A 24,311-nucleotide genomic window follows, 5' to 3' on the forward strand; every position below is an offset into this window, starting at 1 on the left:
ATCCTTTATTGATTGAAAGTCCTAATTAGGATAAAAAAGAAAAACACTGTACAAACAGGGGGAATGTACAGTGTTTTTCTTTATGAAAAAAAGGGGTAACAATGTTACTGAGCGTTTGGTTGATTCATCAATTGTTGGCTTCGTAATAAATGATAATGGTTATCATTATCATTGTCAATAATTTTTGTATCTTTTATCTTAAAAAAATTAAAGTTTACAAAAGATTAATTGAATAATAACAGCGTTTATATCAAAATGATTATCAGTATTATTGAAAAGGGGCGGAAGCAGATGAAAAATCTATGGAAAGTGATGACAACAGTTGCTGTTGTTTTTTCTGCTCTAACAATTAGTAAAACTCCCACCTAAATGAAACAAGATAGGTGGGAGTTAACTGTCCATAAGAGTTTGATTGATTCAATTAATAATCAGTGAAAACAAGCATCGACTTATCAAAGTTTCACTTTATCCCGCATTAACGGGCAGTAAGCCCCCCATCTCAAGATTCAGAGAAAAACGAAGAAGATAGGTGGGAGTTAACTGCCCGTAAAAGCCCGATTGGTTCAACTAACCATCAATTGGGGATGAAGCCCCCCATTGATGGAAGTTTCACTTTATCGCTGCTCTTTTTGTTGTACATATTTCTGTAAATCAAATGGTGTAATTTCTTGAATAAATTCCCTTGATATAAGAGATTGAATGAGTGTACTTTCCGTAATGATAGCACCTGTTTTCTTTTCGTGAGCTTGTTGTAATAATTGTAGTTTTTCCAATGTTTCTTTAGGTAATTCAATTGTTAATGTGTTCATATTTCTCCCCCCTATTACTAGAGTATCACTAGAAGATAGGAGAAACAAGACAAGAGAAATATATATATGATGGTAAAGAAGGCGAAAGAGTTTCTCACGCTATTTTAGGGCGGTAAGACTCCCGGCTCAAGATTCTGAAAAACAAGGAAGAGAGGTGGGAGATAATTGCTGGCATGCGTCTAATTGATGAGAACTTTCCATCTCAGTGGGGGGATGAAGAAAAAACCCCACTGATGGAAGTTTCACTTTATTGGATTAAAAAAAGGTAACTATTCACAAAATAGTTACCTTTTTTTATATATTTACATTTTGTATGACTAGGCAATACCGATGTATTTTAAAGTTTTGGATGGAGTACTATGATCAAAAAAGTGTTGTAAAAATGCAATATCTACACCAGATTTGTAAGCGCAGTATCCCCATGTCTTGCGAAGTGTATGTGAGCTAATCCCTTCTAAACCAACTTCTTTTGCTGCTTTGTTTAAAATGTACCAAGCATGTTGTCTTGTAATAGACTTTGTTCCTTTTTGAGATTTTAATAATGGCTCGTTTCGTTTCCATACTTTTCGCTCTTTCATGTATTGTTCGATAGTATGTTGTAATTCATCACTTACAGCGAACCATTTATGCTTTTTCATTTTGTCATTATAAAACAAAATAGAATGACGAACATGTTCGTTTTCATCAATAACATTGCCAACTTTTAATTGTAAAATCTCGCTTACTTTTAATCCTGAATTCACAGCTAATACGAATAATAAAGCATCACGCTTCGATGATTGTAATAGTATATCTTTGATTTTTTCTAATTGTTTTTCATTTTGAATTGGTTGTCCTACTTGTTTCATTTCACGCACTCTCCTCTTTTATATGTGTAAAGGAAAGGATTAACTAGTTATTACTATAAAGGGAGTATGTGAATTTCATGTGAACTCCTCGTGAAATTAGAACAAATTATTTGACTTCTTTTGCTTTTTGTAAGTCGAAATAAAAGACAACACCATTTTCTTTATTATACACGCCGTAATCGGCATGATGAAGTTCTAAAATATTTTTTACAATAGATAAGCCTAGACCTGTTCCGCCTGTATGACGGCTACGCGATGCGTCTAATCGATAGAAACGGTCCCATATTTTATCTAAGCTTTCTTCAGGAATCGGTGTACCGTTATTTTCAATTTCTATTTTTACCGTTTCTTCATACTCAATGATAGATAGCTTTACTTGTTCCCCAGTTGGTGCGTAACGAATTGCATTACTTAATAGATTGACGACAACTTGTTCAATGCGATTGCGATTTGCTTGCACATAAATAGTTGGATCTAATGCAAGCTCTACGTGTAAATTTTTTTCTTCGATACTAAATAATAGCTTTGTATAAACTTGTTTGATTAATTCACCAATTGAAAAAGCTTCAATTTCTAATTTATATGTGCCAGATTCAAGTTTTGCAAGTTCTAGCATTTCAACAATAAGGCGGTTCATATTATCGGTTTCTTCTAAAATAACGTCGGTATAATACGTAGTATCTTTACTTACACCATCTTTAATACCTTCAGCGAAACTACGGATTACACTTAGTGGTGTTTTTAATTCATGGGATACCCCAGAGATAAACTCTTTTCTCGTTTTCTCTAGCTGTCTTTCTTTTTCAATATCTTGCTGTAATTTTGTATTTGCTACATGTAATTTGTCAATTCGATCTTTTAAATTTACAGAAAGGCTGTTAATACTACTTGATAAGCTTCCAATTTCATCTTCTGTTGATATAGGAAGCTTTTCAGAAAAATCAAAGTTAGCCATTTTCTTTGTAACACGATTCATTTTAATAAGTGGCTTTGCAATGATTTTTGAGTAATAGAATGACAATAAAATAATGACAAAAAAGACGATAATTAATGCATATACGTAATAATCTTTCAAAACAAGCATAGCTTCATCAACGGGCTGCAGTGATGTCATGGCAAATGCAAACTCTTTTATTTCACCATTTTTAATAACAGGTTTAACAAAAACCTGACTTTTTACTTCATTTTCTCCGCCCATTGTATACGTCGTCATTTCATTTGTATTTGTTTTTCCTAATGCAACAGAAAGTTCCCAGTGCTGAATGCCTTGTATTAATGTATCTTTATTGGTAAGACGAATATCAGTTGAGGAAGGAATGTGTAATTTTGAAATAGTGCCCTCAAATTTGTTAACACCAACACCAAATTCCTTTGTATATAAAGTTCTTTTCACATCTTGAAGTTGTATACCAAATTGCTTTAAATCTGAAATGATATTATCATTTTGCCATGTTCTGTTGTCGTTGGTAGTAATTGTGATAGGAATAATCATATCTTGTTTTAAGATACCTTGTACACTGACTTGATCATTAAGGTTTAATCCTAATTTTATAAACGAAGAATATTCATCGTTTGTGAAAATATTATTGAGTGGAATGAAAAATGTTTTATTAGACTTATCAACAATTTCAATATGGTAATTTTTATCATCTTTAATAATACCATTACGATCTAATAAGACGAGTTCAGCATTTGTTTTGTCATAAAACTCTTGTTTTAACTTTGAAAGCTCCTCAAATGATTGATCACTTTTTTCATATTTACTTACAAATTTTTCGAAAGATGTTTGGACGGTATTAATTTTTTTCTTTATATAAAATTTTTCTAAAAACAGTGATTGTCCAAGGAAAAAGAGTAAAAATGTAGCAGTAAACAATGTTGATGTTAATAGAAAAAGCTTAAACACAATACTTTTTTTTTTCACTTCTTCACCTCATAAATTGTAAATTCCATAATCGTCTTCTTATTATAGCAAACGAATAAAGAGAGTAGGAGAGGAAATCTGTCGCTTGCCGAGACAGTTTCTTTAAAAAAGTCATATACAGTGAAACTTCCATCAGTGGCGGAGGTCTTACCGTCCGCAAAGAGCGGAATAAAAAAGAACTCGCCAGACGTATGACAAGTTCTTGTGGAAATTACGATTGAATTGCTGCATCTAATGCAATTTCAATCATTTCGTTAAATGTAGTTTGACGTTCTTCAGCCGTAGTTTCTTCACCAGTAAAGATATGGTCACTTACTGTTAAAACAGATAATGCGTTTACACCGTATTTCGCTGCTAATGTATATAGTGCAGTCGTTTCCATTTCAACAGCTAACACACCGTAATCGCCAAGCTTTTTCACCATGTCCATACTTTCACGGTAAAATACATCAGCTGTTAGTACGTTACCAACGCGAATGTGTAAACCTTTTTCTACACCAGCATCATATGCCTTCTTTAATAAATCAAAGTTTGCACACGGCGCAAAATCAAATCCAGGGAATGTTAAACGATTTATGTTAGAATCTGTACAAGCAGTCATTGCAATAATAACGTCACGAACTTTTACGTCTTTTTGAATTGCACCGCATGTTCCAACACGAATCAAGTTTTTTACATTATAACTTTGAATCAGTTCGTTTACATAAATGGAAATAGAAGGAACCCCCATACCTGTTCCTTGTACAGAGACACGTTTGCCTTTATATGTTCCTGTAAATCCTAGCATACCACGTACATTGTTGTAGCAGGTTACATCTTCTAAAAAATTTTCTGCAATATACTTTGCACGTAAAGGGTCTCCAGGTAATAAAATAGATTCAGCAATTTCGCCTTCTTTGGCTCCGATATGAATGCTCATAAATATCCTCCTTGTTATGTAGCAATCGATATAAGCATTATATAGTGAATAATATCGATTAAGTAGTTTTCTCTTTGTAGTATACACGAAGTAGAGTGTTTTCAATAGTGCGTTTTCAATGGTACATTCCCGCTATTCCTACCTTAAGATTAAGAGAGAATCGGAGAAAATAGGTGGAGAGAGTGTAAGATAAAATAATTGCACAAAAAAGAATATAGGTTAGATGTTTTTATACGTAAAATAATCTGAATTATGTTACAATTTACAAAAAGTAGATAGGTGATTTCGTGAAAAATCTTATAATAGGGATTATTACTTTACTTCTTATTGTTCTTGGTGGATTTTATATGCAAAAATATAAAAATAGCGAAGAAACAACCGGACAAATACAACAAGTGAAGTGGCAGCTTGATGATATCGATGTAAATAAAACTGCACATATTACATTTCAATTGCAAGATAACAAAGGGAATGAGATTCGTGGTGTAAACGATCATATTCGGATATTTATTGTGGACAAGCAGTTAGCGCGGTCATATCAGGTAAGGCCAACGTTTGCTGGTAATGGTTCATATAAAACTACGTATCAATTTAAAAAAGAAGGGGAATATACAATTTTCCTATATGAAGAAACAGGAGATACAACAAAACAATTTGCTGAAAAAAATATTATAGTAGGTAAGAAAGAAGAAAAAAAACAAAGGCCAATCGCTGTAGATACTGTATTGACAAAAAACATTGGTACTTACAAAACATCGCTTTTATTTCGTGCGCTACATCCGAATGAAGAGGAAACATTAACGTTTCAATTTCAAATAGAAAAAGGCCAAAAACTAAAATTTCGCTCAAATACAGGAGAACGTGCTGCACTTCGCATAGTGGATGAAAAACAACAACATTTCTTGTACGTTGTTCCTGTTAATGATGAAGGCCAATTGCAATTTCGTGTTACGTTTCCAAGTGAAGGGATTTATAAAATATGGGGTACTTTTTATATAAACGGAAAGAAATATGAAGAGCAGTTTGTACTACAAGTTCAGGAACGAAAAAACAGCTAAGAAGTTAGCTGTCTTTTCGTTTTCCGATTAAGTTTGTTACAGCGAGCATCGTAATTGGCAATGAATGATTCTTTCGAAATGCTAAATACTTCCCGCTCCACGCTGGTTTATATTTATCTTTGAAATGTCGCAGGCCGCTAAAGCTATATGTATAACGAACATTGTTGAAAATGGCTGCTGCGACGCGCTCTGACCAAAATGATTGTGCCGATAACCCAACGTTAGATAGAGGAGCCATTCCCATATTAAAGCAGTGGTAGCCATTTTCTTTTGCCCATTGGAATAAATGAATGAAAAGAGCATCCATAATTCCACCTGGTGCATCAGGGGAATAACGCATTAAATCAATAGATAGTTCACCATCTTGATATACAGGCATCAATGTTGTGAAGGCAATGATTTTACCATCGGCATCAGAAAGTGTTGCAACCGGCGCGCGGTTCACATAATCACGATCGAAATAGCCAAGAGAGAAGCCTTTCTCCTTTTTTCCTCCAAGCCATGTATCTGATACTTTTTTTAGTTCATCATACAACTCATCTGCAAATGGAGGGGTGTGAATCGCAAAAGTATAACCTTCTCGCTCGAAACGGTTAAAAGTTGCACGCAATCCAGCTCGTTTTTTACCAGAAATTGTAAATGTGCTTAAATCGACAACCGCTTCTTCCCCCAGCTTGAAGAAGTTGTAACCAAAATCATGATATAAACTCATCCATTTACTTTCGATTTGATAAAATACGCAAATATATCCGAAACGATCCGCTTCTGTTAGAAACTCTTCTAATACTTTACGAAAAGAAGATTGCTGTCCGATTGGATCCCCGAGTACAATAAGACGTTTACCTGTAGGAGAAAACTGAATCATTGCTTTTCCATCACTACTGAAAAAGAACTGCTTATCTCCTAAAAAACCGAGATGACTTAGCACATTCCCGCCATGTTCATCTAAAAAATGTTGCAGCCGCTTCGGATTGAAAGGTTGCCCGGGAAATTTATTTCGATAGCGATTTGCGATAATGGAACCAATTAGTAAAAAGCTTGGTACAAAAAAGGCTGCAGAAAAAGCACTTCGTTGTACTTGTTTAATATTACGAACAACAAAATCAGGTTTAAACACTTCCTTTGCTTCCGCAAATAGTGTTCCTAGGTTTTTGTAGAGATACAATGTAATAAGTAAAAAGAGTAATAACTTTACTACATCTGAGAATGAAACCTCCACTTTTTCACGAATAAATCGTTTTCGAATCATGTATAGTACAGCGAGTACAATGAGTAAAATGAAGGTTTCTTCTAAATCAATTCCTTTTAACGTATTAAAAATTGCGGCTCCGATTAGAGATACAGTTGTCATGTAGTAGGAGCGCTTCGTTCCATGATAAATACCGCTTGATAAAATAACGAGTAAAATACCAAATGTTAGTGATAAACTAAAAGAAATCTGTATTAGGTATTTAGGAACTAAAATATGAAGTGCATGGGCGCGTTCAATACTTGTTGGAAAAACAGTGGAGAAAATCACCATGATTCCTGCAAAACTTGTTAACGCAGCAGATGCCCAAGAACCTAGCTTTCCTAGAAAATCACGTTGTAATGTCCAAATGACTCCAGTTGTTTCAAGGGCAGGAGCAATAAACGGTTTATCTTCAAATTTCTTTAGAGCAGCTCCTGTCATTTCAACCGCTGCAAAAACCAATCCGAGTCCAAATGGTAAAACATAATATACAAGGCGATATAATAACATAGCAGGAAGCAATACGCTTGTATCGAATCCATACTGTTCCAGCCCTGTTAAGAAAACAAGATCAAAGGAGCCAAGTCCTCCTGGGACAAGGCTAATAACACCAGCCAAAGCTGCAATGACATATACACCAAGAAACTTCCGGAAGTCTACTTCAATTCCAAATAGAAGTAAGATGATATACATAACGATACCCGCTGATACCCATTCTACTAATGAAACAAGTGAATAGAGGACAGTTGGATTTTGTTCTGCTTTTTCTGCTTTTTGTTTGCGATTCTTTATTTTTGAAACACCTATGTATAATGGGACAAAAAGAGCAAAAAAGATGAGAACTGGCCATAACCAAGGTTTTTCTTGTAAAACAAATCTTGTATCTAATACGCCGATGAGGCCAAGAAAGGATAATAATGCTAACCCATTAATAAAAGCCGTTGTCATCCAAGCGATACTTCTAATAAGCTTACCGTTCTCCTGTATATAAGGACGATATAACATTGTACGTATACCAGCCCCAATAAGACCACCAAATCCTATAAATCCATTTAATGTATTAGCAATCCAAGAAATGCGGAAAATCTTTCTAACCGGTATATCTGCTTGCAAATGCCGCAGCAAAACATAGTCATAAAAGAACATTGTAGCAACAGCAAATACACCAATTGTAACGGCTAAGAAAAAACCACCAGGTGGAATATTTTTAATCGTTTCAACTGCTTCTCGAAATGAGATGCCCGATAGTTCTTTTCGTGCTTGAAAAAATACAATTGTTAGTACAATAAAAGGGAAAATAAATTTTCCGATTTGTAACATACGTTTCCATGAAAACGGCATAAAGACAACTCTCCTTGTATAAGAAAACTGAGGCAATATTTTTATTATGACAAACTTCAATAAAAATAAAAAGAAAAATTCAATGAAAATTTAGTTGTATCTCCTACATTTGTAAATACTTTCTATTAATAATTTGTAATTTTGATAAGTTGGATGAAACAGAGAAAGAAAAGGAGCTTTAGATTTTATCCCATATTAACGGACAATAATGCTGCATTTTAAAGGAATTTTGTAAGAATTTCTTCCCTTTGAAGGAAATCCGCTTTTTAAAATCGAAAATCAAAACATATATCTCGCGTATATTTTGAAGAAGAAACAACAATAGTAGTGCGTTTTGTAAAGATGCTGCATCAAAAAAATAAATATCAGCAGAATCAACTTTCAAAAATTCTTTCAAATGGTAGGGGGAGAAACTAGTATGTCAAATTTAATGGTTGAAAATCAAACACAGCAAGTCACTGTTTTTTTAGGAGAAGTAATCGAAGTGATTACAAAATATGTAAATAATCATACATTACCTTTATTGTTAGAAGAAATGCCAGAAGGTGATGAAGAGTATTTTGCTGGATTATTAGCTTCAATTCGACGTTTACTCGTATTTTGTGAAGAAGGTTTAGATGCTTGCTGCGTATTAATAAATAATAAGCCGTTTCGAAAAAATGCCGCAGAAAGAACGTTATATAAAATCTATCATCAAGTGATTGCAGAGTTTTTTTCACCGAAAAATGATCATTGGTATGAAAACAGCCGTTCAGCTTATACAGGGAAGAATTCAATTGCATTTCAAAAACAACCTCCTTTTTCTATCGAACGAATGATTCAAGAGTTAGAAGGGAAATTTCAAATATTGCGTGAAGAGCTAGAATATTATGAGACAGACTATCAAACGAAAATGATACAAAAATATTAACTGTTGTAAGAAGCTAGGTGATTCCTAGCTTCTTTTGCTTTTTGAAACGTCATATATGCCTATACTTTCGAATACATTTAAAAAGGATAGCATTGATGGAGGTGTCATATGAGTCAGCAAGAAGTGTTTACTGATTACTTTCATGAAGTTGAAAGCTGGTGCGAAAGTGTTCTACACGTATTAGATAACCGGGCAACGGAAGTGTATGATGTCCATATGCTTGCATATAAAATTCAAATGTTATTAGATCGTATTAAAGAAAATGAATATGATTATGATGCGGAGTTTGTTTATGAAATTAGTGATGATGTTGAACATATTCAACATTATTTACAAGAGGCGTTAATGTCTGATTCAGAACAGTATATATTATATGAAAGAAATTATGCAGAAGCTTCTGTACCAATTGGCGGACATACACTTCCACCGCTGCCGTATCCGTATAATGCGCTAGAGCCTTATATCTCAAGGGAAATTATGATGCTTCACCACGATAAGCATCATCGTAGTTATGTGGAAGGATTGAATAAAGCAGAGAAGATGATGGCAGAAGCACGAAGAACAAATCAATTTGATTTAATAAAGCATTGGGAGAGAGAAGCTGCCTTCCATGGTTCTGGCCATTATTTACACACTATTTTTTGGAACAATATGAAAAAAGATGGTGGTGGTAGCCCACATGGAGACTTATCACGGCAAATTGAAAAAGATTTTGGAAGCTTTTTACGTTTTCAAAAACATTTTACAGAAGCAGCAGCAAAGGTGGAGGGCTCTGGCTGGTCGATTCTCGTTTGGGCACCTCGTTCCGGGCGATTAGAAATTTTACAAAGTACACTTCATCAATTATTTACGCAATGGGATACAATCCCTTTACTAGTACTTGATGTATGGGAGCATGCATATTATTTACAATATCAAAACCGAAAGGAAGAATATATTAAGAATTGGTGGAATATTGTCAACTGGGGTGATGTAGAAAAAAGGTTCCAAAGTGCAAAAGAACTCCAGTGGATACCATATTAGACGCATCGCGATGCGTCTTTTTTATTTATCCCGCTATTCGGGGGCAGTAAGCCCCCCCACCTCAAGATTGAGAGAAGCGTTGTCCAGTTCCAGTGGCTAGAATGTTCGGTGGCTTCACTTCTTCCTACGAGGTAAAAAACACCTCTACGTCAGAAGCTCCATCCCCCTCACATTCTGGACGAGCCATTTCCACATTTCTTTGTTGTCCAGCTCTAGCGGCTAGAATCTCCGGTCGTTTCGCCCCCTCGGACGAGGCAAAAAGCACCTCTCTGTCGGGTGCGCGGGCGTCCTGCGATTCTGGGCGAGCCGCTTCCGCTTTTCTACAGAAGCTAGGTGGGGGATAACTGCTGGCATGCGCCCGATTGGTGAGGGCTGACCTTTTGGAGAAGAGCGCTCCAAAAGGAAGTTTCACTTTATCCCGCTATTTGCAGGAAGTAAGTCCTATACTCCAACTTCCATTCATATTTTAAAAGTCCAAGCATACACTTGTACAAAAAGTGCCGAAAAGGACGTGAATATATGCGGGGAAGATCGATCATGATTGCACTTATTATATTATGTGCAAGTATGTTACCGAATGATACATATGCACAAATGAAGGATGTTAGTGCTCGTAATGCCGTGTTGATGGAGCAGCATTCGGGGCGTGTACTATATGGAAAGTTAGAGCATGAATCTGAAAAAATTGCAAGTATTACAAAAATTATGACCGCACTTTTGGCAGTTGAATCAGGGAAAATGAAAGAAAAGGTATCAATTAGCAATACGGCTGTTCGTGTGGAAGGATCGGCTATTTATTTAAAGCCAGGGCAGAAAGTAACGTTAGAAGATTTAGTATACGGTTTAATGTTACGTTCTGGAAATGATGCAGCTCAGGCAATTGCAGAATATGTTGGTGGCAGTACGGATGGGTTTGTCTATTTAATGAATGAAAAGGCCGCACAAATTGGAATGAAGGATACACATTTTTCTAACCCGCACGGTTTAGATGGGGATGGGACACATTATTCTTCAGCATATGATATGGCACAGTTAACACGATACGCCATGAACAATGAGACATTTCGTAAAATTTTTGGAACGAAAACGTATCAGTCGCAAGCGTGGGATTATCCATGGAAAAATAAACATAAGCTTGTTACATCTATGTACGAGTATGCAACAGGAGGAAAAACTGGCTTTACAAAAAAGGCAGGACGAACACTTGTAACGACTGCATCCAAAGATGGACTAGATTTGATTGTTGTAACATTACAGGCTTCGAGTGATTGGGACGATCATATGTATTTATTTAATGAAGGTTTTAAACAGTATACATCAACTACAGTACTAAAAAAGGGAGTGCTTTCTGAAATTCAAGACAAAAAGTATAAAAATCATGTATATACGAAAAATGATTTGTTAGTGCCGCTAACAAAAGAGGAGTTAAAAAAGGTTACATTAAATATTGAATTTGATAAAACAGCCAAGGTAACAGATGGAGAGAAAGTAGGTCGCGCCATTGCTTATTTAAATGGAGAAGAAATTGGGGAGCGTAATTTATTTTATAGTAAACAAAAGCTTATTGCGACAACAGGTTTGTTTTGGAGAGATTTTAAAGAAGTATTTTCACATATGTTAGGTGTGAAAGCAGATGGTTAATATTGTATGGGTTGCGATGGCGTTAATCGGTATTGTGTATGCAATGTTTAATGGAACGATGGAAGAAGTGAATAAAGCGGTTTTTGAAGGTTCGAAAAGTGCTGTAACTATTTGTATTGGATTGATTAGTGTTCTTGTTTTTTGGCTTGGTTTAATGAAAATTGCAGAAGAAGCGGGACTACTAAAGAAGCTTGTTGCATTGTGTATGCCTCTTGTAAAAAGATTGTTTCCAGAAGTGCCGAAGGATCATCCAGCTATGGGTTTTATTTTATCCAATATGTGGGCAAATTTTTTTGGCTTAGGAAATGCAGCTACGCCACTTGGGATTAAAGCGATGGAGCATTTAAAAGAGTTAAATGGGGGGAAAGACTTTGCGAGTCGTTCTATGATAACATTTCTTGCCTTAAATACATCGGCTATCACGCTTATTCCCACTACGGTTATTTCGATTCGGATGACGTATCATTCTTCAAATCCTACTGAAATTGTAGGGGCAACGTTTATTGCTCAAGTACTATCTATGATTGGTGCAATTTGGATTGATCGTTATTTTTACCGAAGAAGAAGTAGAAAGGAGAAGAAAAAATGAGTATCGTCAATATGATTTCTCTATGGGTGATTCCATGTGTGATTGGATTTATTCTATTATATGGGACGGTAAAAAAAGTACCGACATATGAGTCGTTTGTAGAAGGTGGAAAAGAAGGGATTCAAATTGCTGTATCCATTTTACCATTTATGGTTGGTATGCTTGTTTCTATTTCCATTTTTCGAGCTTCAGGAGCGTTAGATGCAATGATTCATGTGATGAAACCAATGTTAGATATGATTCATGTGCCAGCAGAAATTGTTCCGCTTGCACTGATTCGTCCTATTTCTGGATCAGCAGGATTGAGTATTACAACGGATTTAATTGCCACATACGGACCAGATTCGTTTATTGGGAGACTGGCTTCTACAATGCAGGGAAGTACAGATACGACTTTTTATATTTTAACAGTTTATTTTGGGGCGGTAGGGATTCGGAAAATGGGCGATGCATTAAAAGTTGGTTTATTTGCTGATTTAATTGGCATTGTGTGTTCAATTATATTTGTTTCACTTATGTTTCAGTAATAATGATTCATTTTTCATTCAAATTGGACTATAATACGTATACAGCCACTATTAAGAATGCGCTTAATAGTGGCTTTTTTATGGATTATTTTTGACAAAAACGTGAACATTTGCTGTAAGCAAATGGAAGGAAGTGGACCATAATAAAGAAGAGAATCATACCGCATTCCTTTATTAGCTTACAAAGTTGGCAATGTTGTTTATGGTAAGTAAGGGGCATTGTCTACTAGGCTAGACAGTTGCCAAGTCCTTCTAATGAAGGTAAGATGAATTTGAGGTGAAGAAACGAAATGGAACGACTACAAAAGGTAATAGCACAAGCAGGTATCGCATCAAGAAGAAAAGCAGAAGAACTTATTCAACAAGGGAAAGTTAAGGTTAACGGCAAAGTCGTGACTGAACTAGGAACAAAAGTGAGTGTGCAAGATAAAGTTGAAGTAAATAACATTCCTCTTGAAAAAGAAACACCTGCCTACTTTTTATTATATAAACCAACTGGTGTTATTTCGAGTGTATCTGATGATAAAGGAAGAAAAGTGGTCACAGATTTCTTTCCAGAAATTCCACAGCGCCTTTTTCCAATCGGTCGCTTAGATTATGATACATCTGGTTTAATATTGATGACAAATGACGGAGACTTTGCGAACATTTTAATGCATCCAAAGTATAAGGTTGAAAAAACATATGTGGCGAAGGTAAAAGGTCCGTTAACTGGTGAAAAAATCCGCATGTTAGAAAAAGGTGTTATGCTTGAAGAAGGGAAAACAGCGCCTGCGCGTGTGAAAGTCCTTTCTTGGGATAAACGTAAAGAGATTGCGATTGTACAATTGACAATTCATGAAGGAAGAAATCGCCAAGTGCGCAGAATGTTTGAAGCAATTGGCTGTAAAGTAATGAAATTAAAGCGCGAGCGATATGCCTTTTTAGAGCTAGGTAGCTTACGCCCGGGAGATGCAAGAGAACTATCTCCTCATGAAGTAAAGCAACTTCGTGCTCTTGCTTCAACGAAACCAAGATAGTACGGAGCAAGAGGAATAAAGTGAAACTTCCATCAGTGGGTTTTTTTATCCCCCACTCCTCGCTTCTCTCTCAATCTTGAGGTGGTGGGGGTCTTACTGCCGGCAAATAGCGGGATAAAGCTTCTATCAGTAAAGAAAGCTTTGCTGATAGAAGTGAAAATATAGAAAAGTTTAGTATGTGCTAAACTTCTTTATTCAGTTAGGGAAGGAGAGACACCGTGAAGAAAAATAGGTTATTCTTTCGTGTAATCATTTTACTCATACTAGGAGGCGCATTAGGTTTTACATTATATCAAAACTTTTTTGCTAATAAAGAGGAAGTGCAAGTAGGAAAAGAAGCGCCAAACTTTGTTGCTACTGATTTAGAAGGGAACAAGATTACATTAAAAGATTTAAAAGGAAAAGGTGTTTTCTTAAATTTCTGGGGGACATGGTGTGGACCTTGTGAAAAAGAAATGCCATATATGAATGAATTGTACCCTAAATATAAGGAAAAAGGCGTCGAAATAGTGGCGTTAGATGCAGACGAAACAGAACTTGCCGTGAAAAATTTTGTGAATCAATACGGACTGAAATTTCCGGTGTCGATTGATAAAGGGCAAGAAATTTTAAATACATATGGTGTTGGACCGTTACCGACAACGTTTTTAATTGATAAGGACGGAAAGATTATCGAGAAAATTACAGGTACACAATCTAAAGAACAAATGGAAGAATATTTAAAGAAAATTACTCCATAAATGAGAATGGTATAAAAGATATATTCGTGCTCTTGGTCAATCGAGGTACTGTGTTTAATTTCAGTACCTATCAATAAAATTCTGATTATTCAGTGAAAAAATGAGACATAGATACATAGAGAAAAGAAACGGCGGTGAGAGATTTGGAACAAATAAAGTGCGTTTGCGGTCATGTAAACCCAATCGGTACAATCTTTTGCGAAGCTTGCGGAAAACCTTTTGAAGATGAGAAAGATACAAAATTATTAGATATGCGATATGAAGGAAGTGCACGGCGGTCTCTTACGCATACAAGAACAGTTGTAGATAAAATTTGGAGTTTTTTCTCTTCTGTAAAAGTTGGAGTGTGGCTCATCGTTATTACACTTATCGCATCTGGAGTGGGGACGATTTTTCCACAACAAATGTATCTTCCACCAAATGTTACACCGGGAGAATATTATGAACAGCAATATGGTTTCCTTGGGAAGATGTATTACCAGTTAGGGTTTGACAATCTATATAGCTCTTGGTGGTATATGATTTTAGTAGCATCTATCGGGATTTCTCTCGTTATATGTAGTCTAGATCGTGTTGTTCCTTTATATAAAGCGCTGAAAAAACAAGGAGTAACAAGGCATCCGAGTTTTTTGAAGAGGCAGCGGTTATATGGAGTAGCACTAGCAACGAAAGAAGAAATTGAATGTGTTAAAGAAAACTTGAAAAAGAAAAAATACAATGTACAAGTGGAAAATGAGAACATTCTAGCAGAAAAAGGACGCTTTTCTCGTTGGGGTCCATACATAAATCATATCGGTCTTATTATTTTCTTATTTGGAACGATGCTTCGTTTTGTTCCTGGTATGTATGTAGATGAAGCGCTTTGGCTTCGTGAAGGCGAACTGAAAGAAATCCCGGGAACAGATGGAAAGTATTATTTGAAGAACGAAAAGTTTATTAAAGAAGTTTATGATAAGAATAAAGAAAATCAAGTATTTAATGATGCAATTGATCGAGTAGGAAATAAAATGATTCCGAAAAACTATCAAACAAATGCTGTATTATATAAAACTGTTGGAAAAAATATTGCTGGCCAAAAACCAAAGCTTGAGAAAGTGAAAGAATACAGTATTCGAGTGAATGAACCTCTTAAATTTGATGATTATGCTCTTTATCAAGTTGATTTTAAAGAAGGAGAACTTAGTAAAATGTCTTTCAATTTACAAAAGAAAGACAGCGGACAAAAATGGGGTCCAATTACAGTTGACCTAACAAATCCAAAAGAAACATACGATTTAGGAAATGGATATTCTCTTCATTTGCTAAGTTATTTTCCAGATTTTTATTTTGATGAAAGTGGCAAACCGAATACAAAAACGAAGCTTCCTAATAATCCAGCTTTTGTCTTTAAAATGTTTACACCAGAAACGCCAAAGGGAGAAGTGAGCTTTGTTGGCATTCGACAAAATATAGAGCCAGAAGGAAACAATTTATACAAAATGTCTTTTGCGGGTGTAGAAACACGCAATGCTACAGCGCTTACTGTACGAAAAGATTTGACAATTTGGATTATAGCTTTGGGAGGATTTATTTTCATGGTCGGTGTGATTCAAGGTATGTATTGGAATCATCGCCGTATTTGGATACAACGTGTTAACAATGAATGGTGGATTGCTGGGCATACAAATAAAAATTGGTATGGTTTGCGAAAAGAGATAGAAAAAGTATTAGAAGGGACAAGCATTCCACAGCCAAATGATAAAGCCAATGAGAAGAAAATTAGTTAAGGTGGGGAGAGAGTATGGTAGAAATAAGTAGTAGTTTCTTATTTGCTGCTTTCGTATTGTATTTAATTGCAACGTTGTTTTTTGGAGGTGCGATTAAAGAAAAAGGGCGGAAGTGGGCAAACATTGGGATAAGTATTACTATTTTAGGTTTTGCTGCGCAGTCGGTATACTTTGTTACGAGATGGATTGCATCAGGACATGCACCAGTTAGTAATTTTTTTGAATTTGGGACATTCTTTGGCATGATGATGGTTGGTGCATTTATTATTATGTATTTTATATATAAGACAAGCATCCTTGGCTTATTTGCACTTCCAGTTGCTATTTTACTCATTGCCTACGCAAGTATGTTTCCGAGGGAAATCACACCGCTTATCCCTTCATTAAAAAGTTACTGGCTACAAATTCATGTAACGACAGCAGCAGCTGGCCAAGCCATTTTAGCGATTAGTTTTATTGCAGGGCTTATATATTTACTGAAAAATGTGGATCAGTCAAAAAAAAGCAAGCAAACATTTTGGCTGGAAGCAGTTATTTTTTCGCTTGTTTGTGTAATGGGATTTATAGCGGTGACAACTGCGTTTTCAAGTGTAAAGTATGAAGCGAAATTCCAATGGATTGATAAAAATGAGCAGAAAGCAGAAATGGTGTACAATCTACCTGCTTTAGTCGGACCTCATGAAGGAAAATTAGTCACGGCTGACAAACTTGAGCCTGCTGTAGAAACACCTGCTATTATTAATGCGAAAAAATTAAATACAGTGATTTGGTCGATATTTATAGGAACAGGACTGTATATCTTATTAAGATTGATTTTACGTAAACGAGTGGCAGCGGCGATTCAACCAGTAGTACAAAAAGTGGATAGTGATTTGCTTGATGAAATTGGATATCGCTCTGTTGCAATTGGGTTTCCAGTCTTTACGTTAGGCGCATTAATTTTTGCGATGATTTGGGCACAAATTGCATGGACACGTTTTTGGGGATGGGATCCAAAAGAGGTTTGGGCCCTTATTACATGGCTCTTTTATGCGGCCTTTTTACATTTACGTTTGTCTAAAGGGTGGCACGGTGAAAAGTCAGCGTGGCTTGCAGTAATTGGATTTGCAATTATTATGTTTAACTTTGTAGTGGTAAACTTAGTGATTGCGGGTCTGCATTCATATGCATGACAATAACTGAAGTTCAACAAATCTTGTTGTACAGCTTACTATTGCGGTATAAAATAGGAAGGTGACTGTCACTTTCCTATTTTATTTTTGTTAATTTCTTTTCTTTTTTGAGAAAAACATGACAAAGTGTAGGCTGATTTTGTAAAATGATGTCGAGGAGAAATTATATTATTCAGGAAACATACATGTTTTTGGAAAAAATATGAACAAATTTTATTATTTATGTGAAACATAATGCAAAGGTGAACTTTCAATCACGAAGGGTTTTGTCAATGAAAATGAGATAAGAGTAAGCTTCGTACGCTATCCCAACGGTAATGAGAATTTCTAACTCATAAGATGATAAGTTGGGATAACGCTAGCATGCATCAGATTCGTTCAACTAATCCTCGGTAGAAACTACAAACTTTAGGGAGTTTCACTTTAGTGAAGAAAGGTAGGTGTGAACCGTTGTGACATTTCTATGTACAGCGGGTTGCAATGGAAAATGAATTGAAGATTTTAATTGTAGATGATGAAGATCGTATTCGTCGTTTGTTAAAAATGTATTTAGAGAGAGAGCAGTATATCATTGATGAGGCTGACAATGGTGAGACAGCGTTAGAAAAAGCGTTGCAAAATGATTATGATCTAATTCTTTTAGATATTATGATGCCTGGAAAAGATGGTATTGAAGTGTGTAAAGGGATTCGTGAGAAAAAAGCAACGCCGATTATTATGCTAACGGCAAAAGGAGAAGAAGTAAACCGCGTACAAGGGTTTGAAGTTGGTACAGATGACTATATTGTAAAGCCGTTTAGCCCGCGCGAGGTTGTCCTACGTGTGAAAGCGGTTTTACGTCGCTCAGTTACAACGACATTCTTTACGCAAGATACGACAACAAAAGATGTTATTGTATTTCCTCATCTCACAATTGATAACGATGCACATCGTGTTACAGCTGATGGTGAAGAAGTGAATTTAACACCAAAAGAATATGAATTATTACTGTTTTTAGCGAAGGCACCTGATAAAGTATTTGACCGTGAGCAGTTATTAAAAGAAGTATGGCAGTATGAATTTTTCGGTGATTTACGTACAGTTGATACACATGTAAAGCGTCTGCGTGAGAAGTTAAGTAAAAAGTCAGCAGATGCAGCGAAAATGATTGTAACTGTATGGGGTGTTGGTTACAAGTTTGAGGTTGTGAACGATTGATGCTTTGGAAAAGTGTAGTAGGTAAGTTATGGCTGACGATTCTCCTCCTTGTTTCCTTTGTACTTGGTTTCGTTGCTATTTTACTTTCACAGTTTTTTGATAATTATTACGTAACAACGGGAGAAACGAGGCTTTCAAAGGTTGCAACGAGTGTTTCTGAATTAATAGAAGAGGGGGCGGATGAGCAGACGATAGAACATATCGCATATAAATTTGCTGATCCCCTTTCACGTATTATTGTTGTTAAAGATAATAATGAAATATCTGCCTCCCCGGCTCAACAAGGATTAGCAACATTAAGACTAACAGATTTAAAAAATGACAAAGAGTTACAAGCGGTATTTACAGAACGTAAACATGTACAAAAAATTAAAAACGTCCCAGATGAAAAAAATAAGAAAAATCCTGAGAATGATATTATGATTGTCGGGGTTCCGTTAAAGTCGTCAAAAGACGGTGCGGTCTTCGTATATCAATCGTTACAAGTACCAAAACAAGGAATAGAAAAATCGACGGATTTTATCTTTTTATCTGCGGGGATTGCGATTATTTTAACAACGTTTTTTGCCTTTTTCTTATCAACACGGATTACAGCTCCGCTGCGTAAAATGCGCGAGGTAGCTTTTGAAGTAGCGCGCGGGAAATTTGATGCGAAGGTACCAGCGGTTTCGCAAGATGAGATTGGTGAACTTGCAACAGCTTTAAATCAAATGGGGAAACAATTGAAGTTTAATATTAATGCACTGCAACAAGAGAAAGAACAGCTTTCTAGTATTTTAAGTAGTATGGCTGACGGTGTTATTACGTTAAATCAAGAAGGAGAAGTCGTTGTAATTAATCCGCCAGCAGAGCGTTTCTTACAAGTATGGAATGAAGAAAAAGAGATAGAGTTAAGTGTGAGTTTGCCATCTGAGCTGGTTGAACTGTTTCATCTCGTTGTAGAAAGTGAACAGCAACAAGTGATAGAAATTAATTTAGAAAAAGGTAATTATGTTGTACTAATGACACCGCTGTACAATCAGACGAAGATTCGCGGTGCTGTTGCGGTACTTCGTGATATGACGGAAGAACGCCGTCTTGAAAAAATGCGTAAAGATTTTATAGCAAACGTATCGCATGAATTACGTACACCAATGGTTATGTTGCAAGGGTATAGTGAAGCAATTTTAGATGACATTGTTCAAACGAAAGAAGAAGTACATGAATTTGTGCAAATTATCTATGATGAATCTGTACGCTTAGGCCGTCTTGTAAATGAATTATTAGATTTAGCTCGAATGGAGAGCGGTCACGTAGAATTACATATATCGGAAGTAGATATTGTTCCATTTGTTGAAAAGATTGCACGGAAATTCCAAGGGATAGCAAAGGAAAAAGAAGTGCAGTTAGTAGTTGATTTTCGGACTTCTATAGAGAAGCATTCTTTTGATCCGGATCGGATGGAACAAGTGTTAACAAATTTAATTGATAATGCTTTAAGGCATACAAACGCAGGCGGTAAAGTATCGCTTATTATTGATGAGAAAAATAATGGAATTGTATTCGAAGTCGAAGATTCTGGAGTTGGTATTCCGGAAGATGATATTCCATTCTTATTTGAACGTTTTTATAAAGCGGATAAGGCTCGTACACGTGGAAAAACAGGTGGTACAGGGCTAGGACTTGCGATTGCAAAAAATATTGTGCGAGGGCATGATGGTAAGATTACAGTATCGAGTGTAGTAGATAAGGGGACAACATTCTCTGTATATTTGCCAACACAAGTATGATGAAATTATATGCGAATTTTTAAGCTTATCTTTTTGATAAGCTTTTTTTATGAACAAAAAAAGGAATGTTAATATAAATGAAGAATGCAAAAGAAAATAAGGAGGGAAAACATGAAACTGTATACAAAAACAGGTGATAAGGGGCAAACAAGTCTTATTGGAGGACGCGCAGATAAAGATAATTTGCGTGTAGAGGCATATGGAACAATTGATGAGGCGAATTCATTCATTGGACATGCGATGACATTGTTGCGCGATGGATTGTTTCAAGATATTTACCAAGAACTTGAAAAAATTCAGCATGAGTTGTTTGATTGTGGCGGGGATTTAGCAATTGTGAAGAGAAAAATTCCGTATAAAGTAACAGAAGATATCATTACTTTTCTAGAAGAAAGGATTGATATATATATTCAAGAAGCACCGCCACTTGAGCGTTTTATTTTACCAGGAGGAAGCCAAGGTGCAGCTCTTATTCATATCGCTCGTGCTGTTGTACGAAGAGCAGAGCGTTGTATTGTTTCATTAATGAAACAAGAGGAGATTAATGAATATGTGTTGCAATACGTAAATCGCTTATCGGATTATTTATTTGCAGTTGCGAGAGTTGTGAATGCTCGTTCTAATGTGAAAGATGTAGAATATGAAAGAAGTGCGATTGTATTTCGAGATAAGGAAGAGAAGAAAGAGAAATAGGCTCTTTCTTTTTTTTGTATACTTTTTGCTATAATCAACCACAATAGAAAAAGTGTGGTTGTTATTTAGAAAACGGAGGATTTACAATGAAAGCATTAAAAATCATTTTGCTTTTCTTTTGTGTCTTTTTTATAGCACAAACAGAAGGTGCTGCGGAAGAAAAGCGGTGGGAATGGCCAGTAGAGGGGAGAATTAGCGATTATTTTGGAACGAGAAACGGAAAACATTTTGGTATTGATATTGCTGCACCGATTGGTACTTCAATAGCAGCTATGCAAGATGGTATTGTAACAAGATCTTATTTTTCTGATAGTTACGGACATGTGGTGTTTATTAAACATGAAGATTATGAAGCTGTATATGCTCATATGAATAAACGACTTGTGAGAGAGGGAGATACAGTTTCACAAGGGCAAAAAATTGGCCAGGTAGGAAATACAGGACAATCGAATGGTGCTCACTTGCATTTAGAAGTTCATAAAGGGGCTTGGACGATAGCAAAAACAAATGCAGTGGATCCACTGCAAATAATTCAGGAAAAGCCTAACACGGTAGCCTCTGCCTCTGTATATGTCGTACAAAAAGGTGACACATTGGTCAGTATTGCTAGGAAGTTCGGTACAACTGTTGAAGAATTGAGAGTGAAAAATCATTTGCAAAAAGATATGATTTATCCGTCGCAAAAATTACATATTAATTGAAAAAGAGCTAGGAAGACTAGCTCTTTCGCTTGTTACCAAAAAATAAAGATACATGCAAATCCAGTAATGATTAAATAGCTATAATAATAAAACACTTTCGCTCGTGTTTTTTCTTTTGTCCTAAATAGCACAAGAGTAGGTTCAATAAGACCGATAACGAAACAAAGAAGACCGAGCAGCATACAGCCGAGAGACAGCGAATACAAGGCAATCTGAATTTGAAATGGGAGGATAAATTTTAATAAAAATGCAATAAGTACAGTATAGCAAATGGTCCCAATATACATATTCAATGTTGTATTAGATCGATAACCAGGCAATTTTTTTAAAAATGGTCTGGAAACAATCTCTGTTTCTAAAGATGTATAAGTTTGAATAATTTTTTCTGCCTTTTTTCCTTGATGAAAAAGAGAAAGAATCCAATTTCGTTCTCCCTGAAAGACGAAATGAGTTTTTGTTAAATAATGATCAATTTTGACTTTTTTCCAGCTTTTCCATGGATGTCTTTCGCAAAGTCTTAGTTTACTGTCTAATTTTTTATCATATTGATATACACTAATGCCATCTTTATCAAAAGCAGCATAATATGTATCTCTTGAGAATTTACCTGAGTCAAGAGGACAATAGAACAGCAATTCCTTTTTTAAATAAAAGTATTCTTTGCGAAGATTTTTTTTCATAATTTCTCGAATAGGCTGTTTTTTTTCTTTACTCATGACATTTCCTCCACTGTAAGAAAATGCTGTTTTTCTTAACAATATCATATCTTATCACTTTCATGTATAAATGACTAGAGAATTGTGAGCAAAAAAGAACAAACACGAAAATTTGTTCTTTTTTGTCATATTATTTACTTATTGTTAGAATAGCATGCAATTATGAGGAGTAACTGGAAAAGAAGCATTTTCATTCACATTGTTTTAAATTTGTTGTATAATGATGAGGAAAATAGAATATCGGTCTATCTTCGGGGCAGGGTGAAAATCCCGACCGGCGGTGATGAATATGTATTTTTATTCTAAGCCCGCGAGCCGTTAAGGCAGGATTTGGTGCGATTCCAAAGCCGACAGTACAGTCTGGATGGGAGAAGATGGAGGTTCAAGCGTTCAAAAAAGATAAATATTTGAACGTCTGTTTAATGTGCCTAAAATTTCTCCCTTTGCGTTTCGAACGCGAAGGGTTTTTTCATGCTAGAATAAATTTAGGCATAGCAGAGCCTTTCCACTTTCCATGAGATGATCGATGGAAAAGGAGAGAGAAACATGAAACAACAGAAGAGTGTAGTACAAATGGTAAGTGTGGCGATGCTGAGTAGTATTGCGTATTTACTAATGATGTTAGAGTTTCCGTTTCCGGGAATCCCGCCGTTTTTAAAAATTGATTTTAGTGATGTTCCAGCTTTAATTGCAGCCATCATTTTTGGACCAATTTCAGGTGTAATTGTAGAAGGAATAAAAAATGTTCTTTATTATGGTATTCAAGGAAGTTTAACGGGCGTACCGGTAGGAGAAGTGGCGAATTTTATTGCTGGATGTCTCTTTGTACTTCCAGCATCTATTTTATTCCGTAAACATCGAACGGTTAAAAGTTTAACAACTGGACTGATGTTAGGAACAATTTGTATGGCACTTATTATGAGCGTACTTAATTATTTCATCATTTTTCCAGCTTACACTTGGTTTTTAAATTATCCTGCTATGTCTAACAGTGCACTACGTCAAATAATTGTAGCGGGAATTTTACCTTTTAATATAATTAAAGGAATTATAGTAACAATTATTTTTGTTCCTTTATTTTCTCGATTGAAAGTATGGGTATTTGCGAAAATGAAAAATGCATAAATAGAAAGTTTTGCATCAGTGGAAGTTTTTTCTGCTGATGTTTTTTTATTCCGCTATTCGTGGTCAGCAGGAACCTCATCTCAAGATTGAGAGAAGCGAGGAGTGGGGGATGAAAAAATCCCCGCTGATGGAAATTTGACTTTATCTCGCATAATGAGCTGTAAGAGTCTGTTTGATGGGGCTGATTCCTAAATTTAGGGTGAGTGACTAGTGAAAGATTGCTTAATAGCAGGAAATAAGGTGTAAAAAAATAACCCTCACATTTGAGGGTTATTTTTTTGAAGTCTACAATAAGACTATTCAAATTTTAATGCGTCACCGTCGAATGCTTCATCTGCCACTTTGATAGAATCAGTTGGGCAGCCTTCGAATGCATCCATCATATCATCGATTAATACATCTGGGATTTCAACGATACCTTGGTTATCGTCTAGTGTTACGAATGCAATACCTTCATCATCGTAATCATAAATGTCCGGTGCAGCTGCTCCGCAAGCTCCACATGCAATACAAGTGTCTTTGTCAACGATTGTGTATTTTGCCATTTTTGTATACCTCCTAAATAATATGTATATGTATATAAGAACACTGAT

Annotated in this window: 22 protein-coding genes and 1 riboswitch; of the genes, 15 read left to right on the plus strand and 7 right to left on the minus strand. The window is 35.7% G+C overall.

Annotation, left to right across the window (positions count from 1 at the left end; genetic code table 11):
• Positions 1-614: 614 nt before the first annotated feature.
• The 4 genes from AB1284_RS05560 to deoD form a co-directional block, all read right to left on the minus strand.
• On the minus strand, positions 615-809 hold the full coding sequence (locus tag AB1284_RS05560) for a DUF3924 family protein (RefSeq protein WP_429751022.1): 195 nt from the start codon (positions 807-809) through the stop codon (positions 615-617).
• 317 nt (positions 810-1,126) lie between these two features.
• Complete coding sequence (locus AB1284_RS05565; RefSeq protein ID WP_429751020.1) at positions 1,127-1,657, minus strand: tyrosine-type recombinase/integrase; 531 nt, start codon at positions 1,655-1,657, stop codon at positions 1,127-1,129.
• A 106-nt stretch (positions 1,658-1,763) separates the two neighbouring features.
• The gene (locus AB1284_RS05570; protein ID WP_429751018.1) at positions 1,764-3,581 is read right to left on the minus strand and encodes an ATP-binding protein; all 1,818 of its coding nucleotides are present in this window, start codon (positions 3,579-3,581) and stop codon (positions 1,764-1,766) included.
• 211 nt (positions 3,582-3,792) lie between these two features.
• Positions 3,793-4,500, minus strand: coding sequence for a purine-nucleoside phosphorylase (gene deoD / locus AB1284_RS05575; protein WP_336482752.1), 708 nt, complete (start codon positions 4,498-4,500; stop codon positions 3,793-3,795).
• Positions 4,501-4,787: 287 nt separating this feature from the next.
• Between deoD and AB1284_RS05580 the strand changes: the two genes are divergently transcribed.
• Entirely contained in the window at positions 4,788-5,558 is a 771-nt protein-coding gene (locus tag AB1284_RS05580; protein WP_429751016.1) for a hypothetical protein, read from the plus strand.
• Between the two features lie 4 nt (positions 5,559-5,562).
• On the opposite strand, the gene mprF is transcribed toward AB1284_RS05580, so the two are convergent.
• Positions 5,563-8,130, minus strand: a complete 2,568-nt coding sequence (gene mprF, locus AB1284_RS05585) for a bifunctional lysylphosphatidylglycerol flippase/synthetase MprF (protein WP_429751014.1) — start codon at positions 8,128-8,130, stop codon at positions 5,563-5,565.
• 418 nt (positions 8,131-8,548) lie between these two features.
• On the opposite strand from mprF, the gene AB1284_RS05590 reads away from it, so the two are divergent.
• From AB1284_RS05590 to AB1284_RS05650, 13 genes are all read left to right on the plus strand, one after another.
• On the plus strand, positions 8,549-9,040 hold the full coding sequence (locus AB1284_RS05590; RefSeq protein ID WP_429751012.1) for a DUF3907 family protein: 492 nt from the start codon (positions 8,549-8,551) through the stop codon (positions 9,038-9,040).
• A 108-nt stretch (positions 9,041-9,148) separates the two neighbouring features.
• Positions 9,149-10,063, plus strand: coding sequence for a superoxide dismutase (locus AB1284_RS05595; RefSeq protein ID WP_336482756.1), 915 nt, complete (start codon positions 9,149-9,151; stop codon positions 10,061-10,063).
• Positions 10,064-10,582: 519 nt separating this feature from the next.
• On the plus strand, positions 10,583-11,704 hold the full coding sequence (locus AB1284_RS05600; protein ID WP_429751010.1) for a D-alanyl-D-alanine carboxypeptidase family protein: 1,122 nt from the start codon (positions 10,583-10,585) through the stop codon (positions 11,702-11,704).
• Positions 11,697-12,293: a nucleoside recognition domain-containing protein gene (locus tag AB1284_RS05605; RefSeq protein WP_429751008.1), complete on the plus strand. Its 597-nt coding sequence runs from the start codon at positions 11,697-11,699 to the stop codon at positions 12,291-12,293. Before AB1284_RS05600 ends, AB1284_RS05605 begins: the two co-directional genes overlap by 8 nt.
• The gene (spmB, locus tag AB1284_RS05610) at positions 12,290-12,820 is read left to right on the plus strand and encodes a spore maturation protein SpmB (protein ID WP_429751007.1); all 531 of its coding nucleotides are present in this window, start codon (positions 12,290-12,292) and stop codon (positions 12,818-12,820) included. The genes AB1284_RS05605 and spmB overlap by 4 nt, the downstream gene beginning before the upstream one ends.
• Before the next feature lie 290 nt (positions 12,821-13,110).
• Positions 13,111-13,839, plus strand: coding sequence for a 23S rRNA pseudouridine(2605) synthase RluB (gene rluB, locus AB1284_RS05615; RefSeq protein WP_429751005.1), 729 nt, complete (start codon positions 13,111-13,113; stop codon positions 13,837-13,839).
• Positions 13,840-14,057: 218 nt separating this feature from the next.
• A complete protein-coding gene (resA, locus tag AB1284_RS05620) occupies positions 14,058-14,579 on the plus strand; it encodes a thiol-disulfide oxidoreductase ResA (RefSeq protein ID WP_429751003.1) in 522 nt (173 codons plus the stop codon).
• A 143-nt stretch (positions 14,580-14,722) separates the two neighbouring features.
• Positions 14,723-16,345, plus strand: a complete 1,623-nt coding sequence (gene resB, locus AB1284_RS05625; RefSeq protein WP_429751001.1) for a cytochrome c biogenesis protein ResB — start codon at positions 14,723-14,725, stop codon at positions 16,343-16,345.
• Positions 16,346-16,359: 14 nt separating this feature from the next.
• Entirely contained in the window at positions 16,360-17,517 is a 1,158-nt protein-coding gene (ccsB, locus tag AB1284_RS05630) for a c-type cytochrome biogenesis protein CcsB (RefSeq protein ID WP_429750999.1), read from the plus strand.
• 480 nt (positions 17,518-17,997) lie between these two features.
• Positions 17,998-18,714: a DNA-binding response regulator ResD gene (resD, locus tag AB1284_RS05635; protein WP_253629103.1), complete on the plus strand. Its 717-nt coding sequence runs from the start codon at positions 17,998-18,000 to the stop codon at positions 18,712-18,714.
• The gene (locus AB1284_RS05640) at positions 18,714-20,483 is read left to right on the plus strand and encodes an ATP-binding protein (protein ID WP_429750997.1); all 1,770 of its coding nucleotides are present in this window, start codon (positions 18,714-18,716) and stop codon (positions 20,481-20,483) included. Before resD ends, AB1284_RS05640 begins: the two co-directional genes overlap by 1 nt.
• A 111-nt stretch (positions 20,484-20,594) precedes the next feature.
• A complete protein-coding gene (locus AB1284_RS05645; protein ID WP_429750995.1) occupies positions 20,595-21,176 on the plus strand; it encodes a cob(I)yrinic acid a,c-diamide adenosyltransferase in 582 nt (193 codons plus the stop codon).
• Between the two features lie 86 nt (positions 21,177-21,262).
• Positions 21,263-21,877, plus strand: coding sequence for a peptidoglycan DD-metalloendopeptidase family protein (locus AB1284_RS05650; protein WP_429750993.1), 615 nt, complete (start codon positions 21,263-21,265; stop codon positions 21,875-21,877).
• A 32-nt stretch (positions 21,878-21,909) separates the two neighbouring features.
• Here AB1284_RS05650 and AB1284_RS05655 read toward each other — a convergent pair whose 3' ends face one another.
• Positions 21,910-22,593: a hypothetical protein gene (locus tag AB1284_RS05655; RefSeq protein ID WP_429750991.1), complete on the minus strand. Its 684-nt coding sequence runs from the start codon at positions 22,591-22,593 to the stop codon at positions 21,910-21,912.
• A gap of 243 nt (positions 22,594-22,836) precedes the next feature.
• A riboswitch (FMN riboswitch) is annotated at positions 22,837-22,973 on the plus strand.
• Positions 22,974-23,139: 166 nt separating this feature from the next.
• On the opposite strand from AB1284_RS05655, the gene AB1284_RS05660 reads away from it, so the two are divergent.
• Positions 23,140-23,718: an ECF transporter S component gene (locus AB1284_RS05660; protein WP_429750989.1), complete on the plus strand. Its 579-nt coding sequence runs from the start codon at positions 23,140-23,142 to the stop codon at positions 23,716-23,718.
• 296 nt (positions 23,719-24,014) lie between these two features.
• Here AB1284_RS05660 and AB1284_RS05665 read toward each other — a convergent pair whose 3' ends face one another.
• Positions 24,015-24,263, minus strand: coding sequence for a ferredoxin (locus tag AB1284_RS05665; RefSeq protein ID WP_017152544.1), 249 nt, complete (start codon positions 24,261-24,263; stop codon positions 24,015-24,017).
• Positions 24,264-24,311 lie beyond the last annotated feature (48 nt).

Source organism: Bacillus sp. S2(2024) (assembly GCF_050474045.1).
In the GTDB taxonomy this organism is placed as follows: Bacteria; Bacillota; Bacilli; order Bacillales; family Bacillaceae_G; genus Bacillus_A; species Bacillus_A yunxiaonensis.

What these genes read in the sequence shown, in the direction of transcription:
- AB1284_RS05560 (WP_429751022.1), bottom strand. Translation starts at nt 809, where the DNA reads ATGAACACATTAACAATTGAATTACCTAAAGAAACATTGGAAAAACTA.
- AB1284_RS05565 (WP_429751020.1), bottom strand. Translation starts at nt 1,657, where the DNA reads ATGAAACAAGTAGGACAACCAATTCAAAATGAAAAACAATTAGAAAAA.
- deoD (WP_336482752.1), bottom strand. Translation starts at nt 4,500, where the DNA reads ATGAGCATTCATATCGGAGCCAAAGAAGGCGAAATTGCTGAATCTATT.
- mprF (WP_429751014.1), bottom strand. Translation starts at nt 8,130, where the DNA reads ATGCCGTTTTCATGGAAACGTATGTTACAAATCGGAAAATTTATTTTC.
- AB1284_RS05590 (WP_429751012.1), top strand. Translation starts at nt 8,549, where the DNA reads ATGTCAAATTTAATGGTTGAAAATCAAACACAGCAAGTCACTGTTTTT.
- AB1284_RS05595 (WP_336482756.1), top strand. Translation starts at nt 9,149, where the DNA reads ATGAGTCAGCAAGAAGTGTTTACTGATTACTTTCATGAAGTTGAAAGC.
- AB1284_RS05600 (WP_429751010.1), top strand. Translation starts at nt 10,583, where the DNA reads ATGCGGGGAAGATCGATCATGATTGCACTTATTATATTATGTGCAAGT.
- AB1284_RS05605 (WP_429751008.1), top strand. Translation starts at nt 11,697, where the DNA reads ATGGTTAATATTGTATGGGTTGCGATGGCGTTAATCGGTATTGTGTAT.
- spmB (WP_429751007.1), top strand. Translation starts at nt 12,290, where the DNA reads ATGAGTATCGTCAATATGATTTCTCTATGGGTGATTCCATGTGTGATT.
- rluB (WP_429751005.1), top strand. Translation starts at nt 13,111, where the DNA reads ATGGAACGACTACAAAAGGTAATAGCACAAGCAGGTATCGCATCAAGA.
- ccsB (WP_429750999.1), top strand. Translation starts at nt 16,360, where the DNA reads ATGGTAGAAATAAGTAGTAGTTTCTTATTTGCTGCTTTCGTATTGTAT.
- resD (WP_253629103.1), top strand. Translation starts at nt 17,998, where the DNA reads ATGGAAAATGAATTGAAGATTTTAATTGTAGATGATGAAGATCGTATT.
- AB1284_RS05640 (WP_429750997.1), top strand. Translation starts at nt 18,714, where the DNA reads ATGCTTTGGAAAAGTGTAGTAGGTAAGTTATGGCTGACGATTCTCCTC.
- AB1284_RS05645 (WP_429750995.1), top strand. Translation starts at nt 20,595, where the DNA reads ATGAAACTGTATACAAAAACAGGTGATAAGGGGCAAACAAGTCTTATT.
- AB1284_RS05650 (WP_429750993.1), top strand. Translation starts at nt 21,263, where the DNA reads ATGAAAGCATTAAAAATCATTTTGCTTTTCTTTTGTGTCTTTTTTATA.
- AB1284_RS05655 (WP_429750991.1), bottom strand. Translation starts at nt 22,593, where the DNA reads ATGAGTAAAGAAAAAAAACAGCCTATTCGAGAAATTATGAAAAAAAAT.
- AB1284_RS05660 (WP_429750989.1), top strand. Translation starts at nt 23,140, where the DNA reads ATGAAACAACAGAAGAGTGTAGTACAAATGGTAAGTGTGGCGATGCTG.
- AB1284_RS05665 (WP_017152544.1), bottom strand. Translation starts at nt 24,263, where the DNA reads ATGGCAAAATACACAATCGTTGACAAAGACACTTGTATTGCATGTGGA.